We start from the raw sequence: 19,519 nt of genomic DNA on the forward strand, positions 1-19,519 counted from the left end.
GGAGAGCGGGGAGTGGCGGACAGGGTGGGATTCGAACCCACGGTGGGCGTGAACCCACGGCGGTTTTCAAGACCGCTGCCTTAAACCACTCGGCCACCTGTCCGCTTGCTGCGCCAGCTAGCGGTTGCGAGGCGGATTGTCATCACTGCAACGTCGATTCCATCCGTTACTGTATTTAACCTTTGAAAATCATTTGCGGTTCACGCGCGCTCTGCCAGATTGCGCAAATGATCAAACGCTTCCTGTCTCTCGTTCTCGCTGCCGCTGCGGCGGTTGTCGTCCCCGTCTCGCCGCTTGCGGCTCAGGACATGTCGTTCGATGCCTACCTCCAGTTGCTCATTGCACGGGCACGGGCCGAAGGGGTCAGTGAATCGACCATTCTGCGGATGACTCAGGGTCTGGAACCCAGTCAGCGCGTAATCGAACTGGATCGGGCCCAGCCAGGGACCCCGACCCGCAGCGGATACCCTCCGCTCGCCCCTTATATCGCGACCCACGTGGACGCAGCGCGGATCAATGGCGGCAAGGCCGCGCATGCTTCTGCAATCGGTGCGATTCGCGCGATTGAACGCGAATACGGGGTGCCAGGCGAAATTCTGGTCGCGATCTGGGGGCACGAAACGGCCTATGGCCGGGTGACTGGTGGGTTCGATCTTGCACAGGCGCTGGCGACGCTGGCGTGGGAAGGCCGCCGCCGGGATCTTTTCTCGGGCGAATTCGTGGATCTCCTGAAGGTCGCCGACAAGGGCTATTCCCGGTCGCAACTCAAGGGGAGCTGGGCCGGGGCGTTCGGCAATCCCCAGTTCCTGCCCAGTGTCTATCTGCGCCTGGCCACCGATGGCGATGGGGACGGGCGGGCCGATATATTCGGGAACCGGGCCGACACGCTCGCCAGCATTGCGAATTATTTCCGTGATGCAGGCTGGCGACAGGGGCAGCCCTGGGGCGTGCGAGCGTCGGTTCCCGGTGGGTTCGACTGGAGCGCGGTTTCAAGCAAAGTCGTCGCGCCAGTCTGTTCGCGCGTGCACGAGCGGCACAGCCAATGGAAGACCGTTGGCGAATGGCGCGCGATGGGCGTGCAACCGCAACGGCCGTTGGCCGACGATGTGCTTGCATCGCTGTTCCAGCCCGACGGCCCCGGTGCGCCTGCCTGGCTCTTAACCACAAATTATAGGGTGATCCTCGAATACAACTGCTCGAACTACTACGCGATGAGTGTGGGATTGCTTGCAGATGAGATTACCCGATGATCGCCCTGGCGCCTTACTGGCGTTAACCGTTAGCCTCACGCTCGCAGGCTGCGGCCTGGCGGGCGGCGGAGAGCGACCGGCTGCCCAGGGGCAGGGCGCGGCTGCAATCGCGCCGACCGGCCCGGCAGCGGATTACCCCGTCGTTCTGGGCGAACCCTATTCGATCGATGGCGTGGAATACGCGCCGACCGACGCCATGAATCATGACGAGGTCGGCTACGCCACGCTGAACCGCGATGCAGGCGCGGGGGTGACTGTGGCTCACAAGACCCTGCCGCTGCCGAGCTATGTCGAGATCACCGCGCTGGACAGCGGCCGAACGATTCTGGCCAGAGTGGAACGGCGCGGCCCAATGACGAACGCCCGCGTAGTGGCCTTGTCCGCGGATGCTGCCGCCCAACTGGGCGCAGGCGAGGGCGCTCCCGTGCGCGTGAGGCGGGTCAATCCGCCGGAAGTGCAGCGAGCAGACCTGAGGGCAGGGCGGACGGCTCCCCTGCGGATGGAAACGCCGGAAACTCTGCTTCACGTGCTGCGCCGCAAATTGCCGCAAATGGGCTCCGTCAATCTTGCGGGAACGCGTCAGCCCCCCGTCCCCTCGGGCGTGCAGGCTGGGGATCGTGCCAGCGAGCCGGAGGCGAATACTCCGAAGCCGAGCGGAACAGGACCATCGACCTATCCGCTTGCACCCATTGGCGGGCAGGCTGTCACTGGTGAAAATGGAGCGGCGCCTTCGGTTGCCCCCACCCGACCATCGGCGAACGCAGATGGATTCGTGGTTCAGGCCGCCGCCTTTTCCAGCAAGGCGAATGCCGACCGAGCGGCAAGGGCACTGGGCGGCTTCGTTTCACAGGCCGGTCGCTTCTACCGTGTCCGGACTGGTCCGTACGAGAGCCGTGGACAGGCCGAAGCCGCGCTCGCCAAGGTTCGCGCCGCCGGTTATAGCGACGCAAGAGTTTTCACAGCACGTTGAACCGCCGGCTTCCGCCCGGCGGCGGGAGCGCACTTGACCGGTTATCTTCGATATGTGGCAATCTTGCCTGCGCTGGCGTTGGCAACCGCTTCGACTGGGGCAGGGTCTGACCTTCAGCGGGAGGCGGAGCCTTTTGCTGCGGCACCGATAGCGCTGCTCATCGATACCTCCTCGGGCCAGATCCTTTTCGCACGCGATGCGGATCGTCGGTTCATGCCTGCGTCGATCACCAAGGTGATGACGATGTTTCTGGCCTTCGAACTGATCGAAGAAGGGAAGCTGTCGCCGGGGCAATCCTTTGCCATGAGCGAGCAGGCCTATCGCGACTGGTACGGCAAGGGATCGCGCATGTTCCTGGAACTGGGCGAGGTCGTCACCGTCGAAACGCTGTTGCTCGGCATCGCGAATGTTTCCGCCAACGACGGTGCTGCCGTGCTGGCGGAAGGGGTCGCCGGTTCGGTCGATGACTGGGTCGTGCTGATGAACGCCAAGGCGCGTGAAATCGGCATGAACGATAGCCATTTCGGCACGCCGAACGGATGGATGGACGAAGGGCGCACATTCTCCACTGCGCATGATCTGGCCCTGCTCGCACGCGAAATGATCGCGCGGCATCCGCGGCTTTATCGCTTCTATTTCGGTCGTGAGGGTCTCGACTACCGCGGTGTGGCGCAGGCGAACCACGACCCGATCAGAGGGCGCGTGGCCGGCGCGGACGGGATCAAGACCGGCTTTACCAATCAGGCAGGCTACGGCTTTCTCGGCAGTGCGGAGCGGGATGGCCGCAGGCTGGTGATGGTCGCCGCCGCCGCAGCCTCGTCGCGGGAGCGCAGGGATGTTTCGATCGCAATGATGGAGTGGGGCTTCGATGCATTCGATAGCCGCGGCCTGTATCAGCGCGGCGCCTATGTGGGCGAGGCGCAGGTTCAGGAGGGGGCGGAACAGACCGTTCCGCTTGTCGCAGCCGCACCGATCAACGCCACCTTTGCGCGTGGAGCATCTTCGCAGCCAAAGCTGACGATCCGATACGAAGGGCCGCTGCGCGCGCCGCTGGAGGCGGGCGAGCACGTTGCGGAACTGGAGATCGAAATGGAAGGTGCGCCGCCTTCTCGCGTTCCCCTGGTTACCGGGCAGGCCGTGGCGTCGGCTACGGGCTGGCAGCGCCTTAGAAACGGGCTCTGGGGAGTGATCGGGTGAGGCGCGGCCGTTTCATTGCCTTTGAAGGCGGGGAAGGGACAGGCAAATCCACCCAGGCGCATATGCTGGCAGACGCGCTCGGTCGCCGCGGTATCGACGCGGTGTTGACGCGCGAGCCCGGCGGAACGCCCGGCGCCGAGGCTATTCGCTCGCTGTTACTCGAACCGCCGGGGGAAGGGTGGGGCGCCCCGGCCGAGGCATTGCTGTTCGCAGCAGCCCGCGCCGACCATGTCACCCGCATGATCGGGCCCGCGCTGGAGCAGGGCCAGTGGGTCGTCTGCGACCGGTTCGTCGATTCGAGCCGTGCCTATCAAGGCGGGGCGGGCGGCGTCGGGGACGAGGCCGTGCGTACGCTGCACGCAATTGGCAGCGGTGGCCTGCGGCCTGATCTTACTCTGCTGATCGAGGTCCCTCCCGAGGTGGCGGCGGAGCGATTGTCCCGCCGCGATGCCGGCAGGACGGATGCGATCGGCGGCCGTGATGCGGATTATCATGCGAAGGTGGCGCAGTCGTTTCGCACTTTCGCGGACGATGATTCTGCCGCCTTTTGGACTGTCGACGGGAATGCACCGGCAGAGCAGGTTCACGCGCGTGTCCTCGATGCACTGGCGCCGTTCCTGGACGAAGTCTCGCCGTGAGCCTGCTCGGTCACGAAGGGCCATGGCGCGAATGGCGCAAGGCACTCGGCGGAGAGCGCATGCATCACGCCTGGCTGCTGGCAGGCAAGCGCGGGCTCGGGAAAATGCACTTCGCGCAAGCGGCTGCACGCGCGCTCTGCGGGGCGGAGGACGCCGATGGCAGTGCCCAGCACCCGGACATTCACGTTCTTACCCATTTGCCGAAGGACGATAAGGAAGAACGGAAGAGAGGCGATGGCAAACCCTACGAGGTTCGCCGCAACATTACCGTGGGGCAGATACGTGCGTTGCAGCAGCGCCTGACAACACGCCCCACGCTTGGGTCGCGCAGAGCCGTGATCATCGATCCGGCGGACGATCTGGAAAAGAGCGCGTCCAACGCGTTGCTCAAAAGCCTGGAGGAGCCGCCGGCGGGAACATACTTTCTGCTGGTGGCCCATCGCCCGGCCAAATTGTTGCCGACGATCCGTTCGCGCTGCCGTGTTCTGCGCTTCTCAGCGCTCGACGACGACGCGCTCGGCAATTGGCTGACGTCACAGGTTCCCGAATGCGATGCGGACACTCGTGCTGCTGCTGTCCGCGCTTCGGGTGGATCGCCCGGGCTTGCCCTCGATTTCGTAAATCGCGGGCTTGGCCCCCTCGACACGCTGATGTCGCGCATCGTGCGCGATGGGGATCGAAATTTCGAATTGCGGGGCCAACTCGCGGATGTGGTCGGCGCGCGGCCGGATCGCGAGCGGATAGCTGCAATCCTCGACCTGGCCCGCTCGGTTCTCGCCAGCGAAATGAACCGCGCGGACCGCCACGCCTGGAGCCCGCTGGTCGATGCGCACGCCGAACTCGTCCGGCTTGCAGGCCAGGCGCCAACCTATAACTTCGATCCCGGATTGCTCGTGATGGAAATCGGCACCTTGCTCGCCTCGGCGGCGCCCGCTAGCGAGCGCGCCGATGTCTGAACCTTTTTATATCACCACCGCGATCAACTATCCGAACGGTCGCCCCCACATCGGCCATGCCTACGAGGCCGTGGCCGCCGACGTCATCGCGCGCTTTCACCGGGCGATGGGACGCGAGGTGCGTTTCCAGACCGGCACCGACGAGCACGGGCTGAAGATGGCTCGGAAGGCCGCCGAACAGAACCGCAGCGCGAGCGACCTCGCCGAAGAGATGTCCGGTTATTTCAAAGAGATGGCTGGCGCTCTCAACATCTCTTACGATCGCTTCATCCGTACCTCGGAAAGCGATCATCATCGCGCCAGCCAGACGATCTGGCGCGCGATGGAGGCCAGGGGCGATCTCTATCTCGATCGGTACGAGGGTTGGTATTCCGTTCGGGATGAAGCCTATTACGACGAGAAGGAACTGGTCGCCGGCGAGGCAGGCGAAAAGCTCTCGCCCCAGGGAACTCCCGTCGAATGGACTGTGGAAGAAAGCTGGTTCTTCCGCCTTTCCCGATATCAGGACCAGATTCTGGACCTGCTCCGCAGCCCCGGTTTCTGCGAGCCGGAAAGCCGCCGCAACGAAATGATCGCGTTCGTTTCGGGCGGTTTGAAGGATCTGTCGGTCAGCAGGACCAGCTTCGACTGGGGCGTCCCGGTTCCCGGCAGCGACGGCCATGTCATGTACGTCTGGGTCGATGCCCTGACGAACTACATCACCGGCCTCGGCTATCCCGACGACACCGATCTGTGGAGCAAGTTCTGGCCGGCGGACCTTCACCTGATCGGCAAGGACATCGTTCGTTTCCACACGGTCTATTGGCCAGCGTTCTTGATGAGCGCAGACCTGCCGCTCCCGAAAAAGGTGTTCGGTCACGGATTTCTGCTCAACCGGGGGCAGAAGGAGTCCAAGTCTCTCGGTAATGTGACCGATCCGCTTGAACTGGCGAGCCGTTTCGGTGTCGACCCGCTGCGCTATTTCTTCCTGCGGGAAATCGCCTTCGGGCAGGACGGTAGCTATTCTGCCGAAGCGATCGTCACCCGCGCCAATGCCGAACTGGCAAACAGCTTCGGCAATCTGGCGCAGCGAACTTTGTCCATGATTTTCAAAAACATGGAAGGTAAAATTGCAAGTCATGACGTCGCACAGAACGATGCTGACCTGATCGCTGCCGTTCGCAAGGCTTGCGAGGAGGATCTGCCGCGCGAGTTCGAGCGCCTGAATTTCTCCAACGGGCTCGAAGCATGGATGCGCGCAGTTTTCGCGTGCAATCAGTATGTCGACGAGCAGGCCCCTTGGGCCCTGCGCAAGACCGATCCTGAGCGGATGGAAGTCGTCCTCATGACCCTTCTGCGCTGTGTCCATGATCTTGCCATCGCCGTACGGCCGGTCGTGCCCGCCGCAGCGGACGCGCTTCTCGATCAGATGGGGGTTCGCGCCGATGAACGTGATTTTGCGTCGATCGGGAGCGAGGAGTGGTTCGACCGGCTGGTCGAAAGCGGCTTTACGATCGAGCGACCGACCGGCGTTTTCCCGCGCCTGGAATTGCCCGACAACGAGGCGGTCTGATGCTGATCGATAGCCACTGCCATCTCGAATACGAAGGTCTCGCCGAAAATCAGGGCGAGGCGCTGGATCGCGCGCGTGCAGCGGGGGTAGGGGGCTTTCTCAACATCTCGACCCGGCGCAGCGAGTGGGAGAGGGTGGTCGGCACCGCCAACCGCGAGCACGACGTCTGGGCCAGCGTCGGCATTCATCCGCATGAAGCCGATGCGCACGAAGATCTCGGCGTGGCCGAATTGCGGGATGCGACCAGCGATCCGCGCGTGATCGGCATCGGCGAGACCGGTCTCGATTATTTCTATGACAAGTCTGAGCGTGCTGTGCAGCAGGCGCTGTTCCGTATGCACATCGGCGTCGCGCGGGAAACCGGGGTGCCGCTCATTATTCATACTCGCGATGCGGATACCGATACGGCCGCAATCCTTGCCGAAGAAATGGAAAAGGGCGCTTTTCCCGCGCTGATCCACTGCTTCACAGCGTCACGCGCTTTCGCCGCTACCGTGCTCGATCTGGGCCTGTCGATCTCACTTTCGGGCATCGTGACGTTCAAGAATGCCAAAGAACTGCAGGAAATCGCAAAGGATTTGCCTGCGGATCGTTTGCTGGTAGAAACCGACAGCCCGTTCCTCGCGCCGGTTCCGCATCGCGGAAAACCCTGCGAGCCGGCATTCGTCCGCAATACGGCGGAATTTCTGGCCTCTTTGCGCGATGAACCGTTCGAGCAGCTGGCCGAGACCACGACCACCAATTTCTTCCGCCTGTTCTCCAGGGCGGCTGCATGAAGTGCATCGTTCTGGGGTCTGGCACATCGACGGGCGTTCCCAGGATTGGGGGCGACTGGGGCGATTGCGATCCGTCTGAACCCAGGAACCGCCGTACCCGTGTGTCTATCCTGCTGGAAAGTGACGAAGGCCGGCGTTTGCTGATCGATACGTCGACCGACTTGCGTCAGCAGTTTCTGACCAACGACATCGACGCCATCGATGCCGTGTTCTGGACGCACGATCACGCCGATCACTGTCACGGGATCGACGATCTCCGCGTGCTTCGCTACGGTCGGGGCGGCCCGATACCCGGTTATGCCTCGACTTTCACTGTCGAACGGCTGCGGCGCAGGTTCGATTATGTCTTCGCCGGTCAGCACGGCTATCCGACGATCGTTTCGCTCGATACGCTTGATCGGTTGCGTCTTTGCGCAGGATTCTCGGTCGAATGGTGCCAGATGCCGCACGGGCCGGCGCAATCGACCGGATATCGCTTCGAATGTGACGGAAAATCCGTAGCTTACGCCACCGATTTCAGCGAGATTCGGGAGGAAATGGTTGATACATTTGCCGATGTCGACCTGCTTGTCGTCGACTGTCTTCGCCGAGAACCGCATCCCACGCATGCGCATCTGGCGATGGCTCTCGAGCTTGCAGATCGCTGCCGTGCCCGGCAGACGGTGCTGACGCATCTGGACAAGAGCATGGACTATCGAACGCTATCCGGCGAAGTTCCTGCTGGCGTGATGGTCGGCTACGACGGGCTGGAGGTGACGGCATGAGCGAATACGACACGGTACGGCTGGTCGCGCTCGCAGGATGGCTGATCCTGGCGCTCAGCGTGTTCGCGTCGTTCCGGCTGGACTGGAAGAAGAGTGTTCGCATGGCGCTGATCTGGGTACTGCTGTTCGGCGGAGCGGCGATCCTGTTCGGTCTCATCCTCGGATAGCTCATGCACCTGCGATTTGATTTAACATAATATATATTATCGCTTCGATCTATGTCCGGACAGCTCGACCGCCTTCTCCGCATAATGGCCACTCTGCGCGACCCTGTGAACGGTTGCGAGTGGGATCGTGCGCAACGCTTCGAGACGATTGTTCCGCACACGATCGAAGAAGCTTACGAGGTCGCAGATGCGGTGGCCCGCGGCGACCTGGAGGATCTCCGCGACGAACTCGGCGACTTGCTGTTTCAGGTCGTCTTCCAGGGTCGGATTGCCGAAGAAGCCGGCCATTTCGATTTCAACGACATTGCGGCAGCCATTGCCGACAAGCTGGAAGCGCGCCACCCGCACATCTTCGGCGACGCCCAATGGGCGACCGGGATGCGTGAAGAACGCTGGGAGGCAATCAAGGCGCAGGAACGAGCGGCCAAGGGCGCCGAAAGTGCGCTCGATGGTGTGGCGATGGCACTCCCGGCGCTGTCGCGTGCGGAAAAGCTCCAGAAGCGTGCCGCGCGGGTCGGCTTCGACTGGCCCGATACTGCCGGTCCGCGCGCCAAGGTGGTCGAGGAAATGGACGAGTTGGAACAAGCAAAGGACCACGCCGAGCGTCTGGATGAAGCCGGCGACCTTCTCTTCTCTGCCGTCAACCTCGTTCGCGCTCACGGTATCTCGGCCGAAGAGGCATTACGCGCGGCAAACGCCAAGTTCGAGCGCCGCTTCCGCGCGATGGAAGATCACGCAGAGGAACCGCTGGCCAATCTGACGGTGGAAGATCAGGAGGATCTTTGGCGCAGGGTCAAGCGCGACGAACGGGGTTCCTAGTCGACCAGGCTTTCGAACCGCCCCAGTTCCTTCGGCGTCAAACGCACGAGAACGCGACGTCTCGGTTCTTCGCCCCCCTCGTCCACAACATCGTCTTCGATCACTTCGCCGTGAGCATGAAGCCAGGCAATCTTCTGTCCGCTTGCGGCGGGTAGCACAATCTCATGAACTTTCGCCCCTGCCGTCAGCAGCGCGTCGAGCCGCGTGAGTAGCGCCTCAACTCCCTCCCCCGTCACGGCGGAAATCGGCACGGAATTCTCGTCCAGCTGAGCGCTCTCTATGAGCCTGTCGTGTTCCGGCGAAGTCAGCAAATCGGTCTTGTTCCACGCCTCAACGACAGGGATCGCGTCGCCCTGCCCCTCTTCCCCGTTCGCAACGCCGAGATCGCCCAGCACGGCCAGAACTTGTGCCTTCTGGGCCGCAGAGGCGGGATTGGCCATATCGCGCACGTGGACGATGACGTCTGCGCCCGTAACTTCCTCCAAAGTCGCCCGAAATGCCGCGACGAGCTGGGTCGGAAGGTCGGAAATGAAGCCGACGGTATCCGACAGAATGACTTTTTCCACCCCCGGCAGGCGGACAGAGCGCATCGTGGGATCCAGCGTGGCGAACAGAAGATCTTCCGCCATAACAGCTTCACCGGTCAATTTATTGAAAAGTGTTGACTTTCCTGCATTGGTATAGCCGACGAGAGCGATGACAGGCCAAGGCGCCCGGCTCCGTCTTTCGCGGTGGAGAGCGCGGGTTTTGCGTACCTGTTCCAGTTCCTTGCGCAGGCGGCCCATGCGCTGACGGATCATGCGCCGGTCAGCCTCGATCTGGGTTTCGCCCGGTCCACCGAGAAATCCGAAGCCGCCGCGCTGCCGTTCGAGGTGAGTCCACGAGCGGACAAGGCGACTTTGCTGATAATCCAGGTGCGCAAGTTCCACCTGAAGCCGCCCCTCCGCCGTGGCCGCGCGTTCGCCGAAGATCTCGAGGATCAGGCCCGTCCGGTCGATCACCTTACGGCGAAGCGACTCTTCCAGATTGCGCTGCTGGATGGCCGACAAAGCGCCGTCGATCACGACCAGTTCGGCTTCGTGCTGTTCACACGCGGTGGCGATATTCTCGACCTGGCCCGAGCCGAACAAAGTGCCCGGCTTCACCTGCCGTACGGGGATGACGCTCGCGTCGGCAACCACGATACCGATCGCCAGGGCAAGCCCGCAGGCTTCGGCCAGGCGCGAATCGGCGTCCAGATCGTGCTGCTGCCCGCGGATGTCGGGACACACGACGACCGCACGCGCACCGCGCGAAACTTCGCTCAGGAGGTTGTCGTCGAAGCTCAGTCTTCGTCGCCTTCCCACTCGTCCGACAGATCTACCGGAGTCGCAGGCTGGATTGTCGATACGGCATGTTTGTAGGCGAGTTGGACGTAGCCTTCTCGCTCAAGCAGCATGCAAAACAGATCGTACGCTGCGATCGCGCCCTGAAGCATCACGCCATTGACGAGAAACATCGTCACCTGCGCTTCGGCGTCGCGCACGCGCGAAAGGAAGACATCCTGCAGCAGGCGCAGTTTCTTGTTCGAATCCTGGCTGGCGAACTGCTTCGCATCCATCGGCTGCCCGGGCATGATGGTCGATATCGCATGCTTGTAGACAAGTTGCGATTGCCCGTCCCGTCGAAGCAGGATGGAAAAATTGTCGAACCAGGTGACAATGCCCTGGAGCTTGACGCCTTTCACAAGGAACATCGTAACCGGGGTCTTGTTCTTGCGCAGGATGTTGAGAAACGCGTCCTGCAGATTGGGCTGGCGTCCCTGCTTGGGCTCTTCGGCCGGCTTCGCCTTGGGGCGCGCGGAGAGAGTCTGTCCGCTAGGCATCTTTGTGCTTCCTTCTTCTTGGCGGCCGCCCTTGCGGTCCGCATTCTGGCTGGCGGGGATAAATCGCCAGCCGGGTAGTCAACCGATTATGCCTCGCTTGGTGCCCGCGAGCAACGCAATTTCGTCGCTGGAACTCAGTCCTTGCGCTCGGACGGACCGCGTTCGCCCATGCCGAGGAGCTTCAGCTTGCGATGCAGGGCCGAACGTTCCATCCCGATGAAGCTCGCCGTTTTCGAGATATTGCCGGAGAAGCGGCGTATCTGAATGCTCAGATACTCCCGCTCGAAGCTTTCCCGCGCCTCCCGCAGCGGCACGCCCATCAGGGTAGAAAGGCCGTTCGTTGCGCCGAGCTTGCCCCCCATCACCTCGCTGGGCAGCATTTCCGCTTCGACCATCTGCAGATCGTCGCGCGGGGACAGAATAACGGTTCGCTCCACAACATTTCGCAGCTGGCGCACGTTGCCGGGCCAGTCATAGGCCTGAAGCGCAGCCATCGCCTCTTCCGAAATGTCGGGTGCCGGGATGCCCTGCTCCGCAGCGTATCGCGTAAAGAAGTGCTGCGTAAGCGCAGGAATATCATCGCGACGCTCGGACAACGAAGGGATCGCGACCGGCACCACGTTCAGCCGGTAGAACAGGTCTTCCCGAAACCGCTTGTCTTCAATCTCCTGCGCCAGATCGCGCGAGGTGGACGAGACGACCCGTACATCGACACCGATCTGACGGTTACCGCCCACTCGAACGAAGCTTTGCTCTGTCAGAACGCGAAGTATTCGCGCCTGAGTGGAAAGCGGCATGTCGGCCACTTCATCGAGATATAGCGTGCCGCCGTCCGCCATTTCGAGCAGGCCAGGCCTGACCAGCTTGCCATCCGCTTCTTCCCCGAACAGCTCGTGTTCGAAGCGTTCCGGCGTGATGCGGGCGGAATTGACGATCACGAATCCGCCTTCGGACCGGCCGCTCCAAGCATGCAGGAGCCGGGCGGCCACTTCCTTGCCCGCCCCTGCCGGGCCGCTGATAAGCACGCGGCTCCCGGTGCCGGCCACACGCTTCAGCGTGGCGCGCACCTGGTTGATCACCGACGAGTTACCGGTGAATTCCTCGCCAACGCTGAATCCCTGCCGCAGCCTGGTGTTTTCCCGGCGCAACCGCTCGGTTTCGGTCGCGCGTGCGACAAGATGGAGCAGTTTTTCCGCTTCGAACGGCTTCTCGATGAAATCCACCGCCCCCCGGCTGACGGCGGAAACGGCGGTATCGATATTGCCGTGGCCAGAGAATATGATCACCGGCAGTTCGGGTTCGCGCTTCTTGATCTCGTCGAGCACTTCGAGCCCATCCATCGGGCTGCCGTGAAGCCAGACGTCGAGCAACACCAGACTGGGCCGACGCTCGTCGATTGCTGTCAGCGCAGCGGCGCTGTCGCCCGCCGTGCGACATTCGTATCCCTCGTCGCTGAGCACGCCGGACACGAGTTCGCGAATGTCGCGCTCGTCATCCACAACGAGAATTTCGAGGGTCATCGACAGTACTCCTTACAAAGTCTCATTCGGCGCCTTCGCTACCCTGCGGCGCCGGGTTGCGCGCAAAGCGCAGGGTGACCCGTGTCCCCCCACCCGCTGCGGTTGCGAAAGCCATTTCCCCCCCGTGTTCCTCGACAATCTTGTTGACGATGGCGAGGCCGAGCCCCGTCCCCTTCTCGCGCGTCGTCACATAGGGTTCCACGATCCGGTCCCGGTCCTGCGGCAGACCCACCCCGTTATCGTCTACCGCTACGGTGATATCCTCTTCACCCGGAACGATGGTCACGCCGATCCGCCCTCGATAATCAGGTTCCGCAGTGCGTCGGCGGGCTTCGACTGCCTCGACTGCGTTCTTGAGCACATTGGTCATCGCCTGCCCGACCTGATGGCGATCGCAGGCCACCGTCACGGGGCCCGTGCCTTCGAATTCGAAACGGAAATCGATCTCCGGATGGGCCACTTCCTGGAGGAAGAGAGCCTGACGGACGAGGTCGAGGGCGTCTTCCTGCCGGAAAACCGGTTTCGGCAAACGCGCGAACGACGAGAATTCATCGACCATCTTCCGCAGATCCCCGACCTGCCGCACGATCGTGCTGGTCAGTTCGTCGAACAGATCCCCGTCGCTTTCGATCTGCGAGCGGTACCGGCGCTTGAGCCGTTCCGTTGCCAACTGGATCGGCGTCAAAGGGTTCTTGATTTCATGCGCGATACGGCGTGCGACATCCGACCAGGCCGCCTGCCTCTGGTCCAGCAACTGGCGCGTAATGTCTTCGAAGGTGATCACTTTCCCTTCGGAGAAATCGGCAATTTTCACCGCCAGCGTCAGCAATTCGCCGGCGACCGTCTGATTGACGATGCCACGATCGATCCCGCCGTTGAGCAACGCTGCAATCGGGGGTGTTAGCTCATCCAGCGTGAGCCCGACCGGGGGCGGCGAGCCTTCATCGAGAAGAAGAGCCTGCGCCGACCCATTCATCAACAGGACCTGACGATCCTGATCGACCGAGATGACACCCGCTGTGACCGATTCCAGAACCGTCGCCATGAAGGCGCGGCGGTTTTCGAGCTGCCGATTGGCGTTGACCAGCGCGTCAGTCTGCTTTTCGATCTGGGCGGTCATTCGGTTGAACGCACGGTTCAGCAAGCCGATCTCGTCCGGCCCGGTGCGGCCTTCCACACGCAGGGCGAAGTTGCCCGCCCCGACTTGCCGCGCCGCGCCGACTAAATCGGTGAGGGGCTCAACCTGTCGATCTGCAAACCGGAGAGCAAACCACACGGCGAGCGCGAGCAATCCCAGCGATACGAAGAACAGCGCAAGGTTGAACCGCAATTGCAGCGCCCTGCCCCGCTGGGTCAGCGCCTCATAATTTGTGGAGATCGAATTGGCGCGATCCCACAGGTCGAATGCGAAAGCCTTGGAATTCCGGGCGTTGTAGAGAAATATCCCGCTGTCCCGATCGATGGCAGCGATCGCCTCGATCCGTTCGGCTTCGCCCTGGACCACGACGGGTTCGTCGGTTCCGACCCGGTCGAAGACCGAAGGATCGAACCGGGTTGGATCGTTATCCGCCAACAGGCCGAACATTGCAGCGGTTCGCAGGCTGCCATCCGCCACGCGTTGCAGGATGGCGGATTCGTTGATGTTCCGACCTTCGGCCTGATAACGGTAATAGTCTTCGAAACCGCCGTCTGTCAGCGTGCCCCGCTCGAAATAGTAACGCAGGTCGCCGGCCATCGCGATCGTATGGTTGGCCACCTCCAGCTGGTTTTCTTCGTAGTAACCACGTGCAAACTCGTTCGCATTGCGCATCAATCCGCGCGAATCGTCGGAAAACCAGAAATCCACGCCGGACTGAAAAAGCACTGCCGCAAAAGCCGCGACGAGCAGCGTGGGAACGGCGGCAACCAGCGAAAAGAAGAAAACCAGGCGCACATGCAGCCGCGCGGTGCTGCCCGCCGCCCGGCGAAGCGCCAGACGGCGACCGAACAGCACCACCAGCGCCATGGCGGGCAGGAGCGTCCCGATCAGCAGGCTTGCGACCTGTCCCGCCGGCACCAGTTGCCCATCTGCCGGCGCGCTGTCGAACGTGAGCCAGGTCGTCAGGATCATTGTCGCCAGCGCCAGCGCCGAAACGATCTCCAGCAACAGGAAGAAGTTCGCGCGCCGCGATGCAACGACGAAACGACGCCACCAGCGCGGATTGCGCCTTGTCAGAGGGAGTGTCGATTCCGCCACAGTTGCAGGCTTACAACTGCACTGTTGCGGATATGCAAGGCCAAATCCGTTCAAAAGAGGAATTCACCAGACGGACTGCTAATCGCCGCTCGAGAAATTGTCGACGTTGAGCTGCAATTCGCTGAGCTTCTTGCGCAAAGTATTGCGGTTGATGCCAAGGAGCCTGGCAGCCCGCAACTGGTTCCCGCCGGTCTGCCTCAGCGCATGTTCGAACAGGGGACGTTCGAACGCGGCGATGGCGCGATGGTACACTGTGCCTTGAGCCGGCGCGTGCTCGGCCAGCCACGCGGCCAGCGCCGATCGCAAACCATCGCCCTGCCCCACGCCATCGGGATGCGAGGTATCGCCCAATATCGTTTCGACGGCCAGCGCATCGATTACGTCGTCACGCGCCATGAGAGCGAGACGATACACCGCATTCTGCAATTCGCGCACGTTGCCGCGCCATGCCTGCTGTTCCAGGAGCGTCAAAGCCGCTCGATCGATCCGGCGTTCCGGCAGCCCTTCGCGTGCGGCCAGCCCCAGAAAATGCTTGGTCAGCGCCTCGATATCCTCGACCCGGTCACGCAGCGGCGGCAGCAGGATCGGCACGACATTGAGGCGGTAGAACAAGTCTTCCCGAAAGTGGCCCGCCGCAATCATCGGCTTAAGATCGCGATTGGTGGCCGCGATGATCCTTACGTCGACGGCAATTTCCTGTCGGCCGCCAACCCGCCGGATGCGGCCTGACTGCAGGGCCCGCAGAAGCCGGGTTTGGGCTTCGATCGGCATGTCGCCGATTTCATCCAGAAACAAGGTCCCGCCATTCGCCTGCTCGAACTTGCCGATCGCTTGCGCGATTGCGCCGGTAAACGCGCCCTTCTCGTGGCCGAACAGTTCGCTCTCGATCAGGTCCGCTGGAATGGCAGCGGCATTGACTGCGACGAACGGACCCGACTTGCGATGGCCGAGCTGGTGAATTGCCTCTGCCACCAGTTCCTTGCCGGTGCCGGATTCGCCGAGGACGAGTACGGTCAGATCGTTGCGCAGGACGCGGGTGATCATGCGATAGACGGCCTGCATCGCCTGACTGCGACCGACCAGGGGCAAGCCGTCCCCTGCCTGCCCCTCCTCCCCACGCTTGTCGCCCGACCCGACGGCCTGGCTGACGGCGCGCACCAGATCGTCGAGATCGAACGGCTTGGGGAAGTACTCGAACGCACCGGTGTCGCTCGCACGAACAGCCGTGTCGAGGGTGTTTTGCGCCGACAAAACGATCAGCGGCATGTCCGGGCACGCCGTCCGCACGCTGTCGATTGTGGCGATCCCGTCGCCGTCGGTCAGCATGACGTCGGTCAGCATCACATCGTACTTGCCTGCGGCAAGCAGCCTGTCGCGGGCTTCTATGCTGTCGCAACGATCGACGGTGAAGCCGTCATCCTCCAGTGCCGATCGAATAACCGTGGCGATCGACGCGTCGTCTTCAACCAGCAGCACGGTGCCGCTCATGCCTGTTCTCCTTCGTCACGCGCCAGAGGCAGGTGAATGCGAAAGTGGGTCAGCCCCTCTCGTTCGTCGCGCTGATGGCCGATACGTCCGTTCATGTCGCGAATGAGCTTGCGGACGAGCGCCAGGCCGAGGCCCTGCCCGCTTGATTTGGAGGTTACGAAGGGTTCGAACACGTGATCGCGCAGGGACGGTTCGATCCCGGGACCATTGTCGCTGACTGAAACTTCCACCGGCAACCGAATCGCCCGGCCGAGTTTCAGGTTCGAAACGAGCCCGCTAACGAAGCGCGTTCGAATGACGATCTTCGGCGCCTCTCCACTGGCACAGGCATCGCGAGCATTCGAAATCAGATTGATCAGCACCTGCTCCAGCGCATCGCGACTGGCCAGGACGGGGGGGAGCGAGGGGTCGAACTCCTCGACCATTTCGACCTTCTGCGTTCCAGCGGCGCGCACCGTTGCGATGGCACTACGGACCGCCTCGTGCAGGTTGGTCGGCGCGACCGGATCGGCACGTTCGCTGCCGAGGCGCTGCATCCGGTCGACCAGACGAGCGATACGATCGACTTCGACCGATATCATCGTCGCCAGTGGCCGGTCACGTTCATCGAGCTTGCGCGCGACAAGCTGTCCCGCACCCCGGATCGCGGCAAGCGGGTTCTTGATTTCATGGGCAAGGATGGCGGGTGCGCGCAGGGTCGTTTCCGTTCGTCCTTCGTCCCCCATCTCGCCTTGCCCGACTTCCGAAAGTGTCATCACACGCCAGCCAGGATGGGACGCCAGCGGCGACACTGTCATGTTCACCTGGGCAACCCGTTCGCCGCATCGCATCGCCATGCCGCGCACCGTCAGCCGCGCATCGGGATCGGCCAGACGCAGTGCAACCCGTTCATCCTCAAGGGCAATCACGTCGAGAAGCGATTCGCCTACCAGTCGACGAGCGCTGCGATGCAGCAGGTCTTCGGCGGCAGGATTTGCCTCGCGCACGATGAGTTCGGGATCAAGCAGCAGGATCGCGAAGATCAGGCCGGAGATCTGGGCCGCGGCGTCGGGCCGCCCGCTCGTGCCGTTCATGCTGCGCGGCGGTGAAGGAACGGTTCGTAAAACCGCTCAATCTCTCCCAGAACCTGATCGGGATCGTCGATGAAGTTCGCCCGGTTCCTGAACTCGGCCGAACCGTGCATCCCCTTGGTGTACCAGCCCAGGTGCTTGCGCGCGATCTTGGTGCCCACATCCCTGCCATAATGATCCAGCATCGCCCGATAATGCTCGACCAGCACCGCGTACTGTTCGTCGAAGCTCGGGCTCGCCAGCATCTCGCCGGTGCGCCACCAGTGCATGACCTGGCCCAGCAGCCAGGGCTTGCCGTACGCGCCGCGCCCGATCATCACACCGTCAGCGCCGGATTGTTCCAATGCGCAGGCGGCGTCCTCGATCCCGCAGATATCGCCATTGACGATGACCGGGATGGACACGGCTTCCTTCACCTTGCGGATGAAAGACCAGTCGGCCGCGCCCTTGTACATCTGATTGCGGGTGCGACCGTGAACGGTGATCATCTTGACGCCCAGATCCTCAGCGATCCGGGCAAGCTCGGGCGCGTTCAGGCTCGCATGATCCCAGCCCATCCGCATTTTCACCGTAACAGGGACGGACACGGCCTTGACCGTCGATTCCATCAGCCGCGTTGCCAGCGGAACCTCTCGCATAAGGGCAGACCCGGCCATGCCATTGGTCACCTTGCGCACAGGGCAGCCGAAGTTGATATCGATGATTTCGGCACCGCGATCCTGGTTCAGCTTCGCCGCCTCGCCCATCGATTCCGGGTCACAGCCGACCAGTTGCATCGACACCGGTTCTTCCGCCGGGTCCCAGGCGGCTTTCTGAATGGACTGCCGGGTTTCGCGAATAGCGGCCTGGCTGGCGATCATTTCGGTTACGTTGAGACCTGAGCCATAACGCCGCACCAGCGTGCGGAACGGCATATCGGTCACCCCCGTCATCGGCGCGAGAACGACCGGGCAATCGATCGTCACCGAACCGACCTGAATCGGCCGCAGCGCCGGGGGATGGGGAAGTGTAGTCATTGCAGAAGTGCCTAAAATTTGGGCAGCGCATAGTGGATTGCCCGTCGTGGTGCAAGGCGCTAGCGCGCCGGGTTCCATGGCGTTCAATACTCCCCTGCCCCCCTTCGCCGCAATCGTGGTCGCCGCTGGCAAAGGGCAGCGTTCCGGCCAGTCCGTGCCGAAGCAATTCGCAATCTGGCGTGGCAAGCCAGTGATCCGTCACTCGGTCGAAACCCTGATGCAGGCAGGCGCAGCACCTATGGCAGTGGTGATCGCGCGGGATGCGGAGGAGCAGGCTCGCGACGCGCTGACGGGTCTCGCCGGATACGAACTGGTTGTCGGAGGTGAGACACGCCAGCAATCGGTCGCCAACGCACTCGAACATCTCGACGCGGCGGCGCCATCGTCTGTTCTGATCCACGATGCTGCGCGGCCGATGCTTCCTTTGGCGGTGATCGACCGGCTGCTGGCTGCATTGCAGACCCAGCCCGGGGCGATACCCGTGCTACCCGTCATAGACAGCCTTGCCATCGCCAGTGACGGGTTCATGACCGGCACTGCAGATCGCGGGGCCTTGCGCCGCGTCCAGACGCCCCAGGCGTTCCGATTTGGTCCGATACTCGCCGCTCATCGTAACTGGTCGGGTGAGCCCAACGCGGGGGACGACGCCCAGGTCCTGCGGGCCGACGGCGGCGATGTGGCGCTGGTCGACGGCGATGAAGCGCTGAAGAAGCTCACCGTGGCGGAGGATTTCATGAACGAACGGCCCTACATCCGGACAGGCCAGGGCTTCGATGTCCACCGTCTGGTCCAGGATGAAGAGTTGTGGCTGGGCGGACTCCGCATCCCGCACGATCGGGGCCTGTCGGGGCACAGCGATGCCGATGTCGTCCTGCATGCGCTGGTCGATGCACTGCTGGGTGCAATCGGTGCGGGCGATATCGGCACGCACTTCCCGCCTTCCGACAGCAAGTGGAAAGGCGCGCCCTCCTCTCGCTTCGTGGAACATGCCGTGGCGCTGGTTTCGGCGGCCGGCTACACGATTGGCAATGTCGATCTGACTGTAATCTGCGAAGCGCCGAAGATCGGCCCGCATCGTGAAGCCATGCGCGCGCGTATCGCCGGCCTCTTGGCGGTGGAGCCCGACCGGGTTAGCGTGAAGGCAACGACCACCGAAGGCCTTGGCCCGACTGGTCGTGGAGAAGGTATTGCTGCACAGGCAGTTGCGACGTTGATTGGAAAGGATCGGCTGTGAAT

Annotated in this window: 18 protein-coding genes and 1 tRNA gene; 11 read left to right on the forward strand and 8 right to left on the reverse strand. The window is 62.6% G+C overall.

From position 1 onward, the window contains the following. Nucleotides 1-13 precede the first annotated feature (13 nt). A tRNA-Ser gene (locus AM2010_RS04785) sits at nucleotides 14-103 on the reverse strand. A gap of 124 nt (nucleotides 104-227) precedes the next feature. Here AM2010_RS04785 and AM2010_RS04790 point away from each other — a divergent pair. From AM2010_RS04790 to mazG, 10 genes are read left to right on the forward strand one after another with little or no spacing between them, the layout of a single operon-like run. Then, nucleotides 228-1,250, forward strand: coding sequence for a lytic murein transglycosylase (locus tag AM2010_RS04790; RefSeq protein ID WP_047806104.1), 1,023 nt, complete (start codon nucleotides 228-230; stop codon nucleotides 1,248-1,250). Then, complete coding sequence (locus tag AM2010_RS04795; protein WP_053043931.1) at nucleotides 1,234-2,220, forward strand: SPOR domain-containing protein; 987 nt, start codon at nucleotides 1,234-1,236, stop codon at nucleotides 2,218-2,220. The genes AM2010_RS04790 and AM2010_RS04795 overlap by 17 nt, the downstream gene beginning before the upstream one ends. A 54-nt stretch (nucleotides 2,221-2,274) precedes the next feature. Further along, nucleotides 2,275-3,417, forward strand: a complete 1,143-nt coding sequence (locus AM2010_RS04800; RefSeq protein WP_082132962.1) for a D-alanyl-D-alanine carboxypeptidase family protein — start codon at nucleotides 2,275-2,277, stop codon at nucleotides 3,415-3,417. Beyond that, on the forward strand, nucleotides 3,414-4,055 hold the full coding sequence (tmk, locus tag AM2010_RS04805) for a dTMP kinase (protein ID WP_047806106.1): 642 nt from the start codon (nucleotides 3,414-3,416) through the stop codon (nucleotides 4,053-4,055). The genes AM2010_RS04800 and tmk overlap by 4 nt, the downstream gene beginning before the upstream one ends. Next, nucleotides 4,052-5,011 (forward strand): DNA polymerase III subunit delta', encoded by a 960-nt coding sequence (locus AM2010_RS04810; protein WP_047806107.1) that lies wholly within the window; start codon nucleotides 4,052-4,054, stop codon nucleotides 5,009-5,011. The genes tmk and AM2010_RS04810 overlap by 4 nt, the downstream gene beginning before the upstream one ends. Further along, on the forward strand, nucleotides 5,004-6,563 hold the full coding sequence (gene metG / locus AM2010_RS04815; RefSeq protein ID WP_047806108.1) for a methionine--tRNA ligase: 1,560 nt from the start codon (nucleotides 5,004-5,006) through the stop codon (nucleotides 6,561-6,563). The genes AM2010_RS04810 and metG overlap by 8 nt, the downstream gene beginning before the upstream one ends. Further along, nucleotides 6,563-7,339: a TatD family hydrolase gene (locus AM2010_RS04820; RefSeq protein WP_047806109.1), complete on the forward strand. Its 777-nt coding sequence runs from the start codon at nucleotides 6,563-6,565 to the stop codon at nucleotides 7,337-7,339. The genes metG and AM2010_RS04820 overlap by 1 nt, the downstream gene beginning before the upstream one ends. After that, the gene (locus AM2010_RS04825; RefSeq protein WP_047806110.1) at nucleotides 7,336-8,103 is read left to right on the forward strand and encodes an MBL fold metallo-hydrolase; all 768 of its coding nucleotides are present in this window, start codon (nucleotides 7,336-7,338) and stop codon (nucleotides 8,101-8,103) included. The genes AM2010_RS04820 and AM2010_RS04825 overlap by 4 nt, the downstream gene beginning before the upstream one ends. Then, the gene (locus AM2010_RS14260) at nucleotides 8,100-8,270 is read left to right on the forward strand and encodes a hypothetical protein (RefSeq protein WP_169747779.1); all 171 of its coding nucleotides are present in this window, start codon (nucleotides 8,100-8,102) and stop codon (nucleotides 8,268-8,270) included. The genes AM2010_RS04825 and AM2010_RS14260 overlap by 4 nt, the downstream gene beginning before the upstream one ends. 51 nt (nucleotides 8,271-8,321) lie before the next feature. Further along, nucleotides 8,322-9,089, forward strand: a complete 768-nt coding sequence (gene mazG, locus AM2010_RS04830; protein WP_047806111.1) for a nucleoside triphosphate pyrophosphohydrolase — start codon at nucleotides 8,322-8,324, stop codon at nucleotides 9,087-9,089. On the opposite strand, the gene hflX is transcribed toward mazG, so the two are convergent. The 7 genes from hflX to dusB form a co-directional block, all read right to left on the reverse strand. Beyond that, on the reverse strand, nucleotides 9,086-10,435 hold the full coding sequence (hflX, locus tag AM2010_RS04835; protein WP_047806112.1) for a GTPase HflX: 1,350 nt from the start codon (nucleotides 10,433-10,435) through the stop codon (nucleotides 9,086-9,088). The two genes, mazG and hflX, sit on opposite strands and share 4 nt — an antisense overlap. Beyond that, nucleotides 10,414-10,953, reverse strand: coding sequence for an RNA chaperone Hfq (gene hfq, locus AM2010_RS04840; protein WP_047806113.1), 540 nt, complete (start codon nucleotides 10,951-10,953; stop codon nucleotides 10,414-10,416). The genes hflX and hfq overlap by 22 nt, the downstream gene beginning before the upstream one ends. Before the next feature lie 134 nt (nucleotides 10,954-11,087). After that, nucleotides 11,088-12,473, reverse strand: coding sequence for a nitrogen assimilation response regulator NtrX (gene ntrX, locus AM2010_RS04845; protein WP_047806114.1), 1,386 nt, complete (start codon nucleotides 12,471-12,473; stop codon nucleotides 11,088-11,090). 22 nt (nucleotides 12,474-12,495) lie between these two features. After that, nucleotides 12,496-14,709, reverse strand: a complete 2,214-nt coding sequence (locus tag AM2010_RS04850) for a sensor histidine kinase (protein WP_047806115.1) — start codon at nucleotides 14,707-14,709, stop codon at nucleotides 12,496-12,498. A gap of 78 nt (nucleotides 14,710-14,787) precedes the next feature. Next, entirely contained in the window at nucleotides 14,788-16,197 is a 1,410-nt protein-coding gene (locus AM2010_RS04855) for a sigma-54-dependent Fis family transcriptional regulator (protein ID WP_047806116.1), read from the reverse strand. Then, a complete protein-coding gene (locus AM2010_RS04860) occupies nucleotides 16,194-17,270 on the reverse strand; it encodes a two-component system sensor histidine kinase NtrB (RefSeq protein ID WP_047806117.1) in 1,077 nt (358 codons plus the stop codon). The genes AM2010_RS04855 and AM2010_RS04860 overlap by 4 nt, the downstream gene beginning before the upstream one ends. Further along, complete coding sequence (gene dusB / locus AM2010_RS04865; protein ID WP_047806118.1) at nucleotides 17,267-18,283, reverse strand: tRNA dihydrouridine synthase DusB; 1,017 nt, start codon at nucleotides 18,281-18,283, stop codon at nucleotides 17,267-17,269. Before dusB ends, AM2010_RS04860 begins: the two co-directional genes overlap by 4 nt. Before the next feature lie 76 nt (nucleotides 18,284-18,359). On the opposite strand from dusB, the gene AM2010_RS04870 reads away from it, so the two are divergent. Continuing rightward, nucleotides 18,360-19,517, forward strand: a complete 1,158-nt coding sequence (locus AM2010_RS04870; RefSeq protein ID WP_047806119.1) for a bifunctional 2-C-methyl-D-erythritol 4-phosphate cytidylyltransferase/2-C-methyl-D-erythritol 2,4-cyclodiphosphate synthase — start codon at nucleotides 18,360-18,362, stop codon at nucleotides 19,515-19,517. Nucleotides 19,518-19,519: the final 2 nt, after the last annotated feature.

Source organism: Pelagerythrobacter marensis (assembly GCF_001028625.1).
Taxonomy (GTDB): Bacteria; Pseudomonadota; Alphaproteobacteria; order Sphingomonadales; family Sphingomonadaceae; genus Pelagerythrobacter; species Pelagerythrobacter marensis.